Source organism: Arthrobacter sp. B2a2-09 (genome assembly GCF_027587375.1).
In the GTDB taxonomy this organism is placed as follows: Bacteria; Actinomycetota; Actinomycetes; order Actinomycetales; family Micrococcaceae; genus Arthrobacter.
Genome location: NZ_JAMXIC010000010.1, coordinates 49204 through 64630, shown reverse-complemented (window position 1 = coordinate 64630; position 15427 = coordinate 49204). Strand labels below are relative to the sequence as shown.

General features: G+C 62.9%; 19 protein-coding genes. 3 read left to right on the top strand and 16 right to left on the bottom strand.

The features are described from left to right. Positions 1–49 precede the first annotated feature (49 nt). Positions 50–265, top strand: coding sequence for a hypothetical protein (locus NFJ07_RS12645; RefSeq protein ID WP_269994797.1), 216 nt, complete (start codon positions 50–52; stop codon positions 263–265). A 30-nt stretch (positions 266–295) separates the two neighbouring features. On the opposite strand, the gene NFJ07_RS12640 is transcribed toward NFJ07_RS12645, so the two are convergent. Together NFJ07_RS12640 and NFJ07_RS12635 are read right to left on the bottom strand one after the other, a co-directional pair. Further along, the gene (locus tag NFJ07_RS12640) at positions 296–961 is read right to left on the bottom strand and encodes a hypothetical protein (RefSeq protein WP_269994796.1); all 666 of its coding nucleotides are present in this window, start codon (positions 959–961) and stop codon (positions 296–298) included. Continuing rightward, positions 958–2457, bottom strand: a complete 1500-nt coding sequence (locus NFJ07_RS12635) for a DUF2079 domain-containing protein (RefSeq protein WP_269994795.1) — start codon at positions 2455–2457, stop codon at positions 958–960. The genes NFJ07_RS12640 and NFJ07_RS12635 overlap by 4 nt, the downstream gene beginning before the upstream one ends. Positions 2458–2635: 178 nt before the next feature. Between NFJ07_RS12635 and NFJ07_RS12630 the strand changes: the two genes are divergently transcribed. After that, the gene (locus NFJ07_RS12630) at positions 2636–2950 is read left to right on the top strand and encodes a hypothetical protein (RefSeq protein WP_269994794.1); all 315 of its coding nucleotides are present in this window, start codon (positions 2636–2638) and stop codon (positions 2948–2950) included. 20 nt (positions 2951–2970) lie between these two features. Here NFJ07_RS12630 and NFJ07_RS12625 read toward each other — a convergent pair whose 3' ends face one another. From NFJ07_RS12625 to NFJ07_RS12595, 7 genes are all read right to left on the bottom strand, one after another. Beyond that, positions 2971–3288 (bottom strand): ArsR/SmtB family transcription factor, encoded by a 318-nt coding sequence (locus tag NFJ07_RS12625; RefSeq protein WP_269994793.1) that lies wholly within the window; start codon positions 3286–3288, stop codon positions 2971–2973. After that, positions 3285–3767: an SRPBCC family protein gene (locus NFJ07_RS12620; RefSeq protein WP_269994791.1), complete on the bottom strand. Its 483-nt coding sequence runs from the start codon at positions 3765–3767 to the stop codon at positions 3285–3287. Before NFJ07_RS12620 ends, NFJ07_RS12625 begins: the two co-directional genes overlap by 4 nt. Positions 3768–3854: 87 nt before the next feature. Further along, on the bottom strand, positions 3855–4526 hold the full coding sequence (locus tag NFJ07_RS12615) for a response regulator (RefSeq protein ID WP_269994790.1): 672 nt from the start codon (positions 4524–4526) through the stop codon (positions 3855–3857). Further along, entirely contained in the window at positions 4523–6073 is a 1551-nt protein-coding gene (locus tag NFJ07_RS12610) for an ATP-binding protein (protein WP_269994789.1), read from the bottom strand. The genes NFJ07_RS12615 and NFJ07_RS12610 overlap by 4 nt, the downstream gene beginning before the upstream one ends. A gap of 158 nt (positions 6074–6231) precedes the next feature. After that, positions 6232–7614, bottom strand: coding sequence for an amidase (locus NFJ07_RS12605; RefSeq protein ID WP_269994788.1), 1383 nt, complete (start codon positions 7612–7614; stop codon positions 6232–6234). Then, on the bottom strand, positions 7607–7795 hold the full coding sequence (locus NFJ07_RS12600) for a hypothetical protein (protein WP_269994787.1): 189 nt from the start codon (positions 7793–7795) through the stop codon (positions 7607–7609). Before NFJ07_RS12600 ends, NFJ07_RS12605 begins: the two co-directional genes overlap by 8 nt. Further along, on the bottom strand, positions 7792–9180 hold the full coding sequence (locus NFJ07_RS12595) for an amidohydrolase family protein (RefSeq protein WP_269994785.1): 1389 nt from the start codon (positions 9178–9180) through the stop codon (positions 7792–7794). The genes NFJ07_RS12600 and NFJ07_RS12595 overlap by 4 nt, the downstream gene beginning before the upstream one ends. 81 nt (positions 9181–9261) lie before the next feature. Here NFJ07_RS12595 and NFJ07_RS12590 point away from each other — a divergent pair, with 81 nt between their 5' ends. Next, on the top strand, positions 9262–10182 hold the full coding sequence (locus NFJ07_RS12590; RefSeq protein ID WP_269994783.1) for a polysaccharide deacetylase family protein: 921 nt from the start codon (positions 9262–9264) through the stop codon (positions 10180–10182). Here NFJ07_RS12590 and NFJ07_RS12585 read toward each other — a convergent pair. The 7 genes from NFJ07_RS12585 to NFJ07_RS12555 all read right to left on the bottom strand — a co-directional run bounded on the left by NFJ07_RS12585 (position 10172) and on the right by NFJ07_RS12555 (position 15406). Then, positions 10172–10852: a maleate cis-trans isomerase family protein gene (locus NFJ07_RS12585; protein ID WP_269994781.1), complete on the bottom strand. Its 681-nt coding sequence runs from the start codon at positions 10850–10852 to the stop codon at positions 10172–10174. The two genes, NFJ07_RS12590 and NFJ07_RS12585, sit on opposite strands and share 11 nt — an antisense overlap. Before the next feature lie 41 nt (positions 10853–10893). Next, positions 10894–11511: a helix-turn-helix domain-containing protein gene (locus NFJ07_RS12580; RefSeq protein ID WP_269994780.1), complete on the bottom strand. Its 618-nt coding sequence runs from the start codon at positions 11509–11511 to the stop codon at positions 10894–10896. Positions 11512–11663: 152 nt separating this feature from the next. Further along, positions 11664–12407, bottom strand: coding sequence for an aldolase/citrate lyase family protein (locus NFJ07_RS12575; RefSeq protein WP_269994779.1), 744 nt, complete (start codon positions 12405–12407; stop codon positions 11664–11666). Then, on the bottom strand, positions 12407–12808 hold the full coding sequence (locus NFJ07_RS12570) for a cupin domain-containing protein (RefSeq protein ID WP_269994778.1): 402 nt from the start codon (positions 12806–12808) through the stop codon (positions 12407–12409). The genes NFJ07_RS12575 and NFJ07_RS12570 overlap by 1 nt, the downstream gene beginning before the upstream one ends. 29 nt (positions 12809–12837) lie before the next feature. Continuing rightward, a complete protein-coding gene (locus tag NFJ07_RS12565; RefSeq protein ID WP_269994776.1) occupies positions 12838–13761 on the bottom strand; it encodes a polysaccharide deacetylase family protein in 924 nt (307 codons plus the stop codon). 80 nt (positions 13762–13841) lie between these two features. Continuing rightward, a complete protein-coding gene (locus tag NFJ07_RS12560) occupies positions 13842–14684 on the bottom strand; it encodes an MBL fold metallo-hydrolase (protein WP_269994775.1) in 843 nt (280 codons plus the stop codon). Then, a complete protein-coding gene (locus NFJ07_RS12555) occupies positions 14681–15406 on the bottom strand; it encodes a hypothetical protein (RefSeq protein WP_269994774.1) in 726 nt (241 codons plus the stop codon). The genes NFJ07_RS12560 and NFJ07_RS12555 overlap by 4 nt, the downstream gene beginning before the upstream one ends. Between the last annotated feature and the right edge of the window lie 21 nt (positions 15407–15427).

Sequence of the window (15427 nt, the reverse complement as noted above, 5' to 3'; positions counted from 1 at the left end):
ATGCTCTGATGAATAGCAAAGTACAGGGATTTCCCGCCGGGGAGCGACCGTGAACAGCGATCTCAAACCGCTGATTCCAAGCCGTCCAGTTACACGGACGACCTTGGTGGTCCTCTGTGGCTTCACCGCGGCATTGTGCTGGTGGATCGCAATAGTCGGAATGATGAACAGCGCAGCCGGTACCGTTGTCCTGACTGTCCCCGTCCTGGCAACCATCGGAACGCTCCTAGCCGCACGGCACAAAGGCCATGCTCGAAAAACCTAGCCGCGCAAACCTCAAGACTGAAAGGCTTTTCTAGTAAAGCGGGGTCCCGTCTTCCTCTATTTTGAAGCTGTGGATGACCTTGTTCGTGCTGGTGTCGATAATGACGATTGAATGCTTGGGCCAAGCCGGGTCCGGGACCACTGTGTAGTTGATGGGCGTGCTTTTGGTGGTGCGGTTGTACCCGTCGATGACCGCATTAGTATCGGTGTTGATTTGAACGGTTTCCACAGGCAGCCCTGCCACATTGCCGTCGGCGGGGGTGCCATTCCACCAGCCTTCGTAACCACTGATTTTTGTCGGAGTGGTGGGTTTGTTGTTAGGGGCGCCGTGCGCGTCGACGGCGAAGCTGTCTTCTATGGAGTTCGTGGAAGGATCCATGACGAGGACGACGCTTTTCGCCCATTTCGGGCTTTGAAGGAACTCCAGGTTCTTCGCACTCAGCGCGGCGGGAGATCCGACGGTTTGGACCACCTGGTTCGTGCTGGTGCTGTAGAGGACGAGGTTCGTGGGCTGGCCGGGCAGGGGCGCTTGATCCCACCAGCCGACATAGCCACCGGCAGTGTAGGAGATGCGCCCGGCTGTCTTCGTCCGATCCATTCCGGAAACGTCCAGGGGTGTCAGGGTTTCACTGGCGCACCCGGTCAGGACCAGGGCCAGGAGAGTCATCATCGCGGCGCCGGTAAGAAGAGAGTTCACTTGCCGGTCCAATACAGGCCCTTCAGGTAGGGGGTTGAGCAGTGGTCCGGCGCCCCGAGCTCGGGAGAATACGGGCGGTAGAGAAGGACGATGTTGTCTTCCCTATAGACCTCGGTGAATCCATGGTCCTGCTTGAATCGAAGGCCCGTGAAGGGCGTGAAGTTGCCGTCCCCGCCGCCTCCGGTGTTGTTTTGATCGAAGTCGATGACCGCCCAACTGGCGTAATCCACTTGCCTGCCAACCAAGCCCACAACGGTGCGGTTGGTCAAATGGGGAACCAACCGGTCGTCGGCTTCAACGCAGACACCCGAAGGGATCATGTTCACGATCCTCTGCTGGGCAACCATGTGTGCCGTGTAGTGGAAAGCATCACCCGTCACGAGCTTGTTCAACGGGAAGACGGCCGGTACAAAGGCAATCCCTGCGGCGACGGTGACCGCAAAAAATCCCGGCACCCAGATCCGAACGGATCTCAGCTTGGGGAAACGGTTCATGAGCTTGAACAACATATCCACGGCGGCCATGACCAGCACGGGAGCCAGTATCGCGTTGTACTGGAATCCTGTTGTCCAGGTCCCGGGCCTGTCGCTGAGCAGCCGGCTCAAAAGGATGGGGGCTGCCAGAAGGACATAGACGGACCCGAGCGGCAGAAGTCCCAGGGGCAGGAACAGGGAGGCCCACAGGAGCTGTTTGGTGTCGTGGTCGAAGAGGATGGCCAGGGTCTTCAAAGGGTGGGAGACGATGAAGATGATGGCAGCGCCCATGGTGGGGCCAAGCCCTGAATACACCCAGTAGCCGAAGTTGCCCGAGAGGTTGAAGTGCGGGATGACCTTGCCTGTAACCACCAGATAGGCGGCCATCCCGACCAAGAACAGGGTGATGGCGAGTTTCCATCGGCGTCGCAACAGGAGGACAAAGGCGATCGCCATGACGACGAACCCCATGTCCTCGCGCACCCCCAGCAGTGCCACCGACAGCACAGTGACGGCAATGTAGCTGCGCCGGTCCAACGCATAGATGATCCAAGCGACAAGGGGCACGCCGAAGGCGATCTCATGAAAGTCAAAGTCCACCAGGCCCTGTATTGGCCACCAGAAAATGTACCCCGCAGAAACAAGGAACGCCGGCCAATGTCCCAGCCGCGCCTGGCTGAATAGATAGACCGGGTACACGGACGCGGTCATCAGCAGGGCCAGCGCAATGCCCAGCATCCGGGGATCGTTCCAGATCCAGTACAAAGGCGCCAAGGAAGCGATGATCGGGTGGAAGTGGTCCCCGAAGATGTTGTAACCCAGACCCTTGATCTCGCTGAAGGGAGTCATGAACGCCGAATATTGGCGCACCACCTGGTCGAAAATTCCCAGGTCATAGCCGGCGGACTGGAACCGACTGAACCGCAGCAGCGAGACAGTTGAGTACACGACCGCAGCGACGGCAGCCAGCGCCGTGACCCACCGCAGTTCGCGTCCAAATGGTGTCCGGAACAAGTCGCCCACGCGTGGCCACAGCGAAGGTTGGTCTGCAAGTGCGGCTCTGCCGGCCGTTCGTCTTTGTGCAACATCCAGTGCCAAGTGAATCCCCCTAATTCAACCTCCAAAGACTACCCGGGTGCCGCGGCCCAACACGGCAACGAATACCCAGGCAGCCCCGCTCGATTCGCGGGATAATGGAACTATGGCCGATCAGGATCAGGATCCTTGGGATGAGTTCGACAGGCTCAAGCCCGCGGGACACGATCGCGTCCAGGGCTACCCCGGAGGAGAACCTTTGGGCTTTGGCTTCCAGACGGGCGTGCGGAGCGCAAGAGTGGCCTTCGGTTTCGCCGTCTACGCGCTGGTCCTCGGAACCGTGCTCGTCCTCGTCGGGATCATCGACTTTATCGGCACGGGCGACTTGCTGTGGCTGGGATTGATGGTGCTCATCGAGGCAGCCTTCATCTATGGCTTCATCCAACTGGCGCACCAAGCGCGCAACCGGCGCTCGACTTAGACCATCCTGTTGCCGAAGGGCTACAGCCCCTCCGCGATCCGCTTGATCGCGGTCAGGCGGCGGTCCCACTCTGCGCCGATGCGATCGAGGCTGCGTGCCGTTTCGCTCAGCTGCGAGCCGAGCACCCTGTAGCGCAACTCGCGGCCCACGCGCACCGATTCAACGAGTCCGGCCTCCTGCAGCACGGCGAGGTGCTTGGCGATCGCTTGTCGGGTGACCGGGAGCCGCCCGGCGAGGGCCGACGCCGATGCGTCGCCCTCGCCGAGGGCAGCCAGGATGCTCCACCTCGTCTCGTCGCCGAGCGCGGCGAACACTGGAACCAGGGTGCTCGTGGTCACGACCCACCCTCGACATAAGCGGCCAGTTCGTCCAACTCCGAGTCCCAGCCCTGGCGGTGGCTCTCCATGTTGGACGCCGGATCGCTGGTCGTGTCGAAGCCGGTCTCGACGACGGTGAGCTGGGTTCCGCCGTCGAGCGCTTCAAGGGTGAAGCGGAACACGGTCGAGTGGTCATGGTCGACCTCCGCCGGCTGGGTGCCGCGCGCGTCGTCGTTGCTCCAGCGGTAGGTGATCATTCGGGGTGGGTCGAGCTCCTCGATCAGCACCGGGAAGGCGCCGTACCCTTCGAAAGAAAAGACACCGCTGGCGCCGACGGCGACCTCGTCAAGGACGGCAGTCTGTCCAAACCAGTGCGCGATGTGCTCGGCCTCGGTGATCGCGGCCCAAACCTTCTCGATTGGTGCGGCGATGGTGATAGTGCGCCTCACAGTGAATTCGCCGGCATCGACGACTGAGGCCTGGTTTGCAGTCATAGTCATGATTCTGTTCCTTTCAGTCAGTTACTGCAACTACATGGTTGCACCAACTTTTCGAAAGAGCAACCCCTAGGTTGCAGATCGGACTTCTCAACCCTTGCGGGGCAAGTACGTATTCACCGGGCGCCCTGTCGAACCGTAGGCCAAATGCAGGTCAACGAGTCCCTTGCGTTCGAGTTCGCTGAGGTAGCGCTGGGCCGTGGGGCGGCTGATGCCGACGCTGCCCGCAATCTCCGAGGCACCCAAGGGCTCCGTGGAGTGAACCACCATGTCGAGGACTTTTTGCATGGTGGGTGGCAGGCGCCGGGGTCCTTTGGCAGGGGGAGCCGTCCGGCGCAGGCTGAAGAGCTGGTCCACGGTTGCCTGGTCGGCCATGGTCCGGGACTCCGCCTCTTGCCGCCAGCGCCGATAGGCCTCCAGCTGGGTTTGCAGCTGCTCGAAGCCAAATGGCTTGACGAGGTAGTACACCGCTCCCCCGCGCATGGCGGCCCGTACGGTCTCAAGGTCCCGGGCGGCCGTGATCATGACGGCGTCGAGCTTTTCGCCGGCTCCCTGAAGGGACCGCAGCAAGCTGATGCCGTCTTCATCGGGAAGGTAGACATCGAGGAGAAGCAGGTCTGGTTTGAGCCGTTGCACGGCTTCCCTGGCTTCCGCCGCGGTGTGGGCCTCGCCGACGCATTCGTACCCCTCGATTTTGGCCACGCGGCTGGCGTGGATGCGCGCTACGCGGAAGTCGTCGTCGACTACCAAGGTGCGGATCATTCGATTGATTTTCCTGTCATGACCGGGGTTTCGGATTCCATGTGTGGTTCCGGCAACCAGATTTCAAAGCGTCCCCCTGGACCCGGGAAAACATCCATGGTGCCTCCTGCACGGTGAACGATCCGGCTCACCAGCGCAAGGCCTATCCCACGACGCATTCCTGGCCGTGGTTCCTTGGTGGTGAATCCATCGGCGGTGATCGTGCCCACCAATTCTGCCGGAACACCGGGCCCATTGTCGGTCACGCAGATGAAAATGCCCGAGGAATCGTCCAGCTGGATAGTCACCTCACGGGGCGCGGGTTGCTCGGAGAGGATCTCGACGGCGTTGTCCAGGAGGTTCCCGACGATCGTCAGCAGCGCTTGCGTTTCGAGGAACGGTTGGCGCAGTTGCGAGTCGTCAGTCACCGATATCCCGACGTCCTGCTCAGCAGCCACGGTGATTTTCGCGAGCAACAATGCCGCGAGCTCCGGCGGCTCGATCCGCGAGCGCAGTCCTTCGCCAAGCGAGCGCGAGGTGTCCGAAATCCGCGATACGAAATTCCGCGCCTGGTCCACATCTCCGAGTTCCAGGAGTCCGTCCACCACGTGGAGACGGTTCGCGTACTCATGCTCCTGGGCGCGCAAGGCCTCCATCAGGCCCTCGACGGAGCGAAGGTCGCGCACCAGGCCCTCAACCTCGGTGCGGTCGCGCAGCGTGACCACCGAGCCTATGCTCCTTCCGGCCAAGGCAACGGACATGCGGTTCACCACCAGCAGGGCGTCCTCGGTGATCACAATCTGGTCGGTTCCGCTGATCTGGCCGGTCAGCAGGGAACGAAGCCTCCCGACGGGCAGAAGATCCTCGATCTTCTCTCCCAGCACGTTTTCTTCCAGGTGCAGCAGGGAGCGCGCCTCGGAGTTGATGACGGTGACCCGGCCGTCGTCGTCGAAGCCGATCATCGCTTCGCGGATGCCGTGCAGCAGGGCCTCGCGCTCTTGCAAAAGGGACGCAATCTCGACCGGTTCGAGATCGAAGGTGACCCGCTTGATCCTCCGCGCCAGCAGGGCCGAACCCATGGCGCTGATCACGAGCACTACGGCTGAATAGCCGGCAATCAGCAACACCTGTTTGGCGAGCTCGCTGCTTTCCGTGGTCTCCAGGATTCCCACCGAGACCTGCCCGACGACGGTCCCGTCCGCCGCGCGCACCGGAGCCTTGGCGTTGACTGAGTCGCCGAGGCTGCCTTTGTCGATTCCAACATGGGTCTGCCCGTCAAGGACAGCCACGGGTTCTTCCAGGGTCTGTCCAATGAGTTCTGGATTCGGGTGGGAGAACCGGACACCTTTCCGGTCGGTGACGACGACGTAGTCCGGCTGCGCCTGGGACTGGACCTTTGTCGCAATCGCCTGAATCGAGTGCGTGGGATCTCCGTTCCCCAGCGACGTCACGATTTCCGGCATTTGCGCCACCGTCGTGGCGATCCCCAACGCCCGGAGCCGGTACTGGTCTTCGAGGGTCTGGTTGCTGATCTGGGTGTAGAGAAGCGCGCCCAAAGTGACTGTCACAAAGAGGATGCAGAGCAACCACACCAGGATCTGGGAGGCAAGGGGCCGCGCCTTCCAGCGCGCACTTAAAAATCGCAAGCCACGCAACTCCGGATGCACTGCCAACCTCTTCCTACTCTCCCAGTAGCTTATGTGACAAAGTTCACGACCACTACGGCTCAGCCCCGCACCGGCACCTTGGCGTGCCACGAGGTGTGTTTCTCGTAGACATGCGCGATGCGCAAAAGATCTGCCTCCGCGTATTCCCGTCCCAGGAAATGCATCCCCACCGGTTGTCCCCCGGCAAATCCGCAAGGGATACTCAGCCCGGGCATTCCGGTGAGGTTGGCCGGCGAAAGCATCATGAGCGCACTGGAGAGGGAGTCCTTCCCCGTTGAACCGGTGAGCGAATGGGACATGTCCGCTTCGATCGGCGCGATGGATGGCAGGGTCGGGGACACCAAGGCCTGGACCCCTGCGTTGTCCATCGCGGTCCGCAGGGAAGTGCGAAGATACGAGCGCACTCGACGTGCCAGCCGGACATCCTCGCGCGGCACCAAGGCACCGGTTTCGATCATCACGCGGGTGCCTGAAAGATACTTGTCCGCGCTTTTGGCCAGCAGCTCGCGATGGTGTTCGACCGATTCGGACAGCGAAATCGCCAAGCTCGCCGGCAGGGCCATCTTCAGTTCAGGGAGGGACAGTTCGACAACCTCCACGCCCAGCTCCTGCAACGCAAGCACAGCCCGCTCGAGGACAGCAACCACTTCCGGTGTGACCTCCCACTCGGCCCAGGCGCCACGATCCACCGCGACGCGGGTCAGGGCGGGCATCGCCTCGGGGAGCACCATCTCCCGTAGCCGAGCCGCCGCCTCCGGGGCGACCATACCTTGGAGCATCGCCGCGCAATCCGCCACGCTTCGAGTGATCGGACCGATGTGGTCGAGGGTATGGCTGACATTGAGCACGCCTGATCCGTCCACCAGTCCGGACGTCGCTTTGAGGCCCACCAGCCCGTTCACCGATGCCGGGTTCCGCACTGATCCACCGGTATCCGTGCCCAGCGCGCCCGGCGCGCTCCCGACCGCCACGGCCACTCCCGAACCGATGCTGGAACCGCCCGCGTATCGCTCGGCTCCCCAGGGATTTTTCGACGGCGGGGTCCCCTGCCCGAAGGCGAACTCATGGGTCACCGTCTTGCCCAGGATCACTGCCCCGTTCCGCCGCAGGTGCCGGACCACGCCGGCGTCGTCGGAAGCAACGCGGCCCCTGAGCGCCAAGGACCCGCCTTCAGCAGGCATTCCCTGCACGTCGATGACGTCCTTCACGCCGAGCGGAATACCGTGGAGCGGTCCGAGGAACTCGCCGCGCGCCGCCCTATTGTCCGCGGCGCGCGCCTCGTTTCGAGCGCCGCGCCGGTCGACGTACGCCCACGCATGCACTGAATCTTCTGTGGCTTCGAGCCGCCCGATGACGGATTCCACGAGTTCGGCTGCGGAGAGTTCGCCGCGGCGCAAGAGCCCGGACACTTCGGCAATTCCGAATTCCCATGCTTCAGTCATTCACGCCACCTCCCGGGGCTTCCTGCAAAGGTTGGGGGTCGAAATCGGCCCTCAACGCGGCCATGCCGCGCTGAAAGTCATTGAATGAGCGTTCGACGGCGGCAGCGTCCTCCTGCTGGATGGTCTCGCCAACCAGCTCGATGAGTCGCGCGCGCTGCCCCGGAGTCAGCTGCCCGCTCACCGGCGCGCCGCCGGAGTCAGCCGACCATCCCGCACCACGCAGACGCCACCGACGAACACGAAGCGCACGTCCCTGAAGTCTTCGGCGCTGGCCACTACGACGTCGGCATCCCGCCCCGCCTCGATCCGCCCACCGTTCGGTGCAATCCCCGGAATCAGCCCGGTCACTGCCGACGTCGCCATGGCCACTGCCCCGGCCAAGGATCGATAGCGGTGCTCGGCGACATCCTGCACGGCCGAGATCAATTCATCGTGATGGCCCTCGTGGCCGTAGTCGGTGGCGAGGACGTCCACGAGCCCGGGCTCCTTCAGCAGAACATCCCAATGCTCCCGCGTGGTCACGGTCTGTTTGCGGTGCAGGAGATCGAAAACGGAAACTTCGGCTGACCAGCCGTGGTCCCTGCCGAGCTTGGCCAGCGCCAGTGCCTCCGCTGGGGTGTGCGAGGGGTGGTTGGCGTGGGAGGCAATGACGCTCGCCTTGGCACTGGGTGTCTTCGCGCCGCGTGTCCCGTCCATGAGTTCTCGCATGACCCGTGCTGTCGCGGCTGCGCTGTGCAGGATCGCCGGCACGCCATAACGCGCCGCGGCCTGAACGCCTTCCCGGATGCCGTTGAGTGCCGGCTCGATGGAGGGCAACACGGAATCCGCGATGATCTTCCTCAATTCAGCGAGGTCGATTTGTCCTTCCAAGCCTGCCTCAGCGGCCGCGGCGCCCAGTTCGGCCATGTCGCAAGCGTCCGGGTCGATGAACCGGCCAAGCACGGCTTCCTTCATTCGCCGGGCCTGCGCCGAGTGCACCCGCACGCCGCTCGCCCTTTCGATGGCGCGCGGGATGTAGCTCAGATCCTGCCCTCCCCCGCCGAGGGTCTGCCCGCCGCCGAGCTCACCGATCGCGATCGCGCCGTCGTTGAGCATCTTCTCCACGGTGCTGTGGCCGGACTGCGCGGGCAGTCCCCTGCCGTCAGCCATTCGTGCGGCCCGCTCAGCCTCGGGCAAGTACGTTGTGGCTCCCCGGACATGGACCGCATGGCGCCGGTCCGCTTCCCGGACGTGGTCCATGGTGCAAAAGCCGCAAAGGTTCAGCACTGTGGTGGTTCCCGCAAGAAGGTGCCGGTCAAGATTCGCCAGCCATTCGTCGTCGGGCAGCGCGGGGGCGCCGCTGGGCATGAGCGGGCCGGGAGTCACCCCGTGGACGTGGCTATTAATGAGGCCAGGCATCACGACGCATCCGCTCGCGTCGATCACCTCGCCGTCGAAGGCTTGATCGCGATCCCAACGCTCGAGAACGTCGGCGACGCGCCCGTGGCGCAGGATGACCGCTCCTGATTCGACCACCATATTGCCCGTGCCTGGCACTACGGTGCCACCGTGGATGAGCGTAGACATTCGACTCCCTATCGATTACGTTCATGATATCGAAGTATCTTCACTATAACCACAGATAAAAGCCGCAGAGGAGATTCCATAGTGTCCGTCCCCTCCACCACCCGAGATTTCGTTGGCTACGGCGAGGATCCACCGGAGTTCCGTTGGCCTGGAGGCGCACGCGTCGCCGTGTCCCTGGTGATCAATGTCGAAGACGGCGCTGAGCGCAGCATCGCACGCGGAGGCCCCGCGGACGATCTCGGAGCGCATTGGATCAAGCACCCCGCCCACCCCGCGGTCCGGAATCTCACGCTGGAATCGGCTTTCGAGTACGGATCCAGGGCAGGCATCTGGCGCGTTTTGCGCATTCTGAGGCGCCACAACGCGAGGGCAACAGCTTTCTGCTGTGCCACGGCACTCGAGCAAAACGAGCAAATCTCGGCGGCACTCGTCAGGGATGGCCACGAAATTGCCGACCACGGTTACAACTGGGACACCCACGCCGGGCTTGCTCCGGACGAGGAACGCGCGCTCATTACTGCGTCCCGCGACTCCATCGCCAGGAGCACAGGCGTTCCGCCCACCAGCTGGTACTCCCGCGACGGACTCAACCCGGGTACGCGGGACATTCTCGCCGCCGCTGGATTCATGTATGAGTCCAATAGCTTCAATGATGATTTGCCACATTTTGGAACGGGGACGGAGGGAACTGAGAGCAACGGGACAGCATTGCCCGTGTTGCCCTACGCCGGGGACACCAACGACTCGGGCCTCTTCAGGCAGTTCCCGACGGCCACCGCATTCGCCCGCCAATTGTGCGGCGCGCTGGACATGATGCTTACTGACAGCCGGTCCGGCCCGTCCGTCATGAACGTGGGCCTCCACCCGCGCCTCATTGGCCGGCCCGCCTACGCAGCTGCCCTGGACGCGTTCCTGTCCCACGCGAGCAAGAATTCCGCGTGGATTGCGACGCGTTCGCAGATCATCGAAGCTTGGCTGGTGAATACCCGCCCTAAGCGGTAGCGAGGAGCGCGCCCCATCCCGGGATCGGGCGCGCGGTTCCGGCCAGTCGGAGGAGATGCCACAGCGTGGCCGTTGCGCTGTCGACGACAGGCACCCCGAACTCGGATTCGAATCCGGCCGCCAGATACGCCGAACGAAGGTTCGTCCCGATACAGACCACCGCGTCGACGTCGGAGCCAAAGGCGGGCTTCATCAGCGCGCCGATATCCGCGGCGGACATTCGCGAAATTTCCGGATTGGACATCGACGTCGCGGGCACCGAGGAACGGACTACGTCCAGGCCGCTGGCCGCGTACTCACGTTCAATGAGCGCCATAATGATTTCCGGGCCGGGAAAAACGACGGCGACCCGGCCGGCGTCGAGCGCCTCCAGGGCGGCCACAAGCGCCAGGGATGCGGTGGTCGCCGGCGCGCCGGTGGCCTCCGTCAAAGATTCGGCGAGCGCCCGGTCGCCTTCGAGGCCGGTCCAGGAACCCGACGTTCCGTGGAACGCGATGGCATCCAGCTCAGCATCACTGAGCAGCGACGGCGCGTCGCCGAGAACCTTGGCGTCGATGCGGTCATCGAGGTCCGCCGGGAGCCGGAAACGGCTGTAGTGGACCCCGACGTCCGGCGATCCGGCCAGGATGTCAGCTGTCAGGGACTCCGCGTTGGAGTTCGACGACGGCACGAGCATCCCCAAGCGGGAAGAGGGGCCAGGCGGACGGCTCGTCAATGGGACTTACCCAGCGACGGCGGCGTCGAGATCGCCACCATGACCGCGGCGGTATCCGTGAGGTTGCTCCACCAATGCGGCAGGGTTGCGTCATAGGTCAGGCTGTCGCCCTCGCCCAAGGTGAATTCCTGCCCGCCGACACTCGCAACGAGCGTGCCGGTCTGGACCACAACACATTCCTCACCCTCGTGGGAGTGCGGAACCTCTGCGCCGTCGAAATGCGCAGGGATAGTCATGTTGATGACGCCAAGCTTCCGGTCCGCATCGGGCACGATCAGTTCCATGACGATTCCCTGGGAAGGAATTTCAATGCGGCGGCGATCGGCTCGGCGCACCAGCATGTGGTTCTGCGTCTCGCTGGGATCGGTGAACATGCTCGCCAGCGGCACACCGAGGGAATTGGCCAGGCGAAGGAGCGTGGCGAATGACGGATTACCGATGCCGCGCTCGATCTGGCTGATCAGTCCGGCGCTCACACCGGCCCGGTCCGCCAATTCCTCAACGGTGAATCGCCCGGCACGCTGTTCCTTGAGCATGGCGCCCAAGTGGGTGATCCACAGGTTGCGGTGCAGAGTGTCATCGTCCTCGACTTTAACAACTTCCGTGCTTCCCAATACAGCTCCTCAGTGTTCCAGCACTCATCAGTATATCGAAGACTCGTCAACTAAACGAAGAATCCGGGTAGGATCCTCCGGCGTCGAGCCTGCCTTCATCGTCACAGCATGCCAGCATCGGCATCGCTGCAGAAGAACCACGCTGCTCAATTTCACAGGGAGTCACACCTCTTCCAGCGCGTCTCCGGAGCGACGGCATCAGCCAGCTGCGCGATCATCGAGGCGAGCTCCCGCTCCCAGTACACCGCGGCACGATCGGCACCCCGGGCGTGGACATCCCCGGCACTGGCAATGTCGGCTGCGGGAAGGCCCACGCTTTGGCCGGCAGCTCCGAGGACGTCGACGACGCGCTGGACGGATTCCTCAAGCGCGGGCGCACCGGGCCTCCCCTGCTTCAGCAGTTCGGCGGCAAGGTCCGTGGGGCCCACCCAGCCGCCGTCGAAACACTCCAAAGCCACGAAGTCTTCGACGGCGTCGACGGCTTCCACCGTCTCAAAAAGCACCGTCAGCCGGGGCTCCAGCGAATAGTCCGCCCCGAACGCCGATGCGAACGAAGCCTGTTTTGGCCGGGACCCATAAGGGCCAAACCTCGTCGCCCGGTAGGCCCGTTCAAGTTCTTTCGGATGCCGCACCCTGGGGAGCACAATCTCGTCCACGCCTGTATTGGCGAAGGCTACCAAGGTCATGTCATCAAGGTCAGGGACACGGACGGCGACCCGGGTATTGGCGCCTGACAGCCGTTGGGCCGCGTCCGCGCACTGCTGCAGCGTCAAGGTTGTCTGTTCTGCGTCGAGGACCACGAAATCCAGGTTCCGGTAGGCGACCACGGACAACAGCGTGGGGGTCGGCTCGGCCGTGATGAGTCCGACCTGCCGGACCAGCGAAGACGTTGCCATCACTCGTCCGCCACGAACTGCCAGTCGGCGGGCTTGCTGACCCCGACAACCAGGTTGACGTCTTCGTCGCCGTCGTTGGTGATGCCATGGGTGGTGCCCCGGGGAATGTAGATGCCATCGCCAGGCTTGGCCCGGTAATCCGTGTCGCCCAGATGGACGAGGGGCTCGCCCGAAATAACCACGTAGAACTCGGAGGCATCGGGATGATGATGGCAGAGGTGATGTTGCCCGGGGAGAATCCTGCCCCAGCTGACGCACAGGTCGTCGGATCCGCTCAGCTCACGTGAGATGAGCGTGGAGACGAGGCCTTGGTCCCTTTGTCCGCGAAGTCCCGTCTTCTCCAGCGCGGTGAAGCCCTGCTCATTGACGTTATGGACCAAGCGCGAAATATCCGTGGCCATTGGAGTCCTTCCTCCCGGCATTGACGTAGTCACGCGCGGCCTTCGTAAGCTGCTTCGAGTTGGCCGGCAGCAGGCGGGTTCGCGATCCACCACCGGGCAATTTCCTCCCTCGTGGCGAACCAAACGTCGTTCCTTGCAAGGGCATACTCCAGGAAGCGCCTAACCCCCAAGGCGACGCTGGGCCGCCCACCGATGCGCAAGTGCACTCCAACGGACATCATCCTGGGAACGGTTTCCCCTTCGATCAGAAGGCAGTCGAGGCTATCCTTCAGTACATTGAAGAAGTCATCCGCTGTCCCGAGGCTTCCGGGGCCCCAAAACCTCGCGTCGTTCGTGTCGCCCGAGTAGGGCACCACAAGATGGCGGGATTCTCCGGCGGAGACGAAATACGGCAGGTCATCCGCATAGGAATTCGAGTCATAGAGAAAGCCCTCGTCCTTGAGGATCGCACGGGTGTTCTCAGTGATTCCTTCGCGGACGTACCAACCCACCGGCCGAACACCCGAGACTCCCTCGATCGCCGCGACGCAGGCCCTGATTTCGGCCAGTTCCTCTGCCGGAGTCATTCCGACAGTTCCCCGCCATTTGTAGCCGTGCGCGCAAATCTCGTGCCCGTCGCGAACGATCGCCTGGGCGGCCTCCGGGTTCCGTTCCAGGGCTACACCGCAAGCCATGAAGGTCGCGGGCACGTTGTAGTCCCGGAGCAAACCCAGAAAGCGCCAGATACCTACCCTGCTGCCGTACTCGAAAAAGGATTCCTTCATCAAGCTCCGCCGGGCCGGATCTGAAGACCAGCCACCGAAAATTGTGACGTCTTCATCGCTTTCGTCACCGGCTTCTATGGAGCTCTCCGCGCCTTCCTCGTAGTTGATGACCATGGAGATGGCCACCTTGGCACCATTTGGCCAAGTCACGACCGGGGGGTTTTCCCCGTATCCAATGAGGTCTCGCATTGACTCTCTCCTTGCCGTTCGTCGCTATCAATCGAAGCGTCGCATTCTTTCATTATATTGAATTGAACTTCACTATACAATCAGTGGCCTTCCGCAAAGACCTTCCTGTGCGCGGCCAGTGACGTCCTGAGCATTCCGTCGACGTCGTCGATCACGTTGCCGTGGGCCGGGCCGATCAGCTTCGTGGGAAGCGTGTCCAGTACGGCTTCTATGCCGCCGAAGGCATCACTGACGTCCACAAACTTCGTCCAGTAGAGAGCCCGCCCAGTGCCATACGCCGCTTGCTCCACGGTGGGAGGTTCCGGCATCTCGCCGGACAACAGGCGGCACTGGCCGGGAAGGTGGACCGGTTCGTCGTCGTCCTCTGCCGCTGCGCCATCCCCGCCCGCTGCGGGGACATCGTGGATAAAGGAGAAGCCGTCCGAAACAAACATCATCCTGGCGCCGTCGTCGTGGCCCCATAGCGTGTTCTCCAGGTCCCGGATGAAAGCCGGAAGGAAGCGGAACTCCCGATCGCCAAGATCGATCCGGCTTCCCGCCGCCTGGGTCCTGAACCTGGAGCGGTACTCGGGGAAATGCAGATGGTAGTCGCGGACATCCCCCACCACGAGCGCTTCGGGATACTTGTCCAGCAGGGCGGGCAAGTTCCCGGCGTGCGGGATTTCGGGATGGGTCGGGAAGACATAATCCAGGGGGCGTTCGCCGAGAACCAACTCCAGCTGGGCGAGAAGGAGGGCACGGTGAGCCGGATCCCCGGTGTCTACCAAAAGCGCTGCCTTGGAGCCCACCACCAGATAGGACGAGACGTGATAGTGGACTTCCTGCCCCTGGGCGTTGGCCGAAAGGCAGCCGCCCAGCCAGTAGGTTCCGTCGGCAAGCCATCGGAGTTCGACTGCATCGTGCTTCACTGGATTCTCATTCACTGGATACCCATCTCCTCGATTGCCCGCGCCAGCTCGCCTGCCTGCTCAAGGCACATGTCTGTGCCGATAAAGGGAGTTCCGTAGCCGGGGCCGACGGCGCGGACATCGCGGTCCCGGAAGATGTCGCCAACGTTCCTCGCGATCGGCCTGGTATCCGCCCCGGTGAACCAGCGGAATTTCCGGAGCCCCTCGCGCGTCTCCGGGGCGGCACTCCCGCCGTGCGTGAACGCATCCGAGGTCAGCAGCCCGCCCGATTCCGGATCGAAAACCCAGAGCGTCGGCAGGAGCCGGAGGAGCGGTGAAACGAGTTCGACGACGACGCCGTCCAGCACTTCCACACGCATCGATGTTCCGGGATCCACGGCAATCCGCTTGGATTCGGCCTTCGAACGAGGCACAGTGATTCCGCCCGTGTACCAAACGGAGTCAACGGTGAAATGCTCCTCGATGGCCGGGATGTTGAGGCAGCATTCCATTTCAGTACGGGTGAGGACAATGGATAGCGGCTCTCCGGGTGACATCAACCGGCCGAGCTGTTCGATGATGTCCGCCCGATGAAGGCGAATCCCGGTGTCCACCAGCACTGAACCGGAAGGGCCCTTGAGCAAGTAGCAGTTCACCGCTTGCGTACGCCGCACGCCAGGCGGGCACCAGCTCACGCGCTCATCCAGTTCGATGTCCCCGCCGAGCCGGTGGATCCGGCCGCTCAGCAAACTGCTCATTTTCACTCCTTCCCTTGGATC